1 pseudogene is annotated in these 252 nt (G+C 50.8%); it reads left to right on the forward strand.

The features are described 5' to 3' along the window. A pseudogene (locus KVT27_RS25530) lies at window positions 1-252 on the forward strand (CTP synthase); the annotation flags it as partial.

Genomic DNA, 252 nt, shown 5'->3' on the forward strand with positions numbered 1-252 from the left:
GACCGAGTGGGAGAACCTTGTCCACAAAGTGAAATCCTTGACGAAGAAGACGGAAATCGCGATCGTCGGTAAATACGTAGCTCTTCATGACGCTTATTTGAGTATTGTCGAAGCGCTTGGACATGCCGGTATCGACAACGATTCCGAAATCCAGATCCGTTGGGTCAACGCGGAAGATATTTATGACAGCAATGTCGACGACTTGCTTTCCGGCGTGCAAGGTATCCTTGTGCCTGGCGGATTCGGGGACCG

This window comes from Lysinibacillus sp. GbtcB16 (assembly GCF_019091145.1).
GTDB lineage: Bacteria > Bacillota > Bacilli > Bacillales_A > Planococcaceae > Lysinibacillus > Lysinibacillus fusiformis.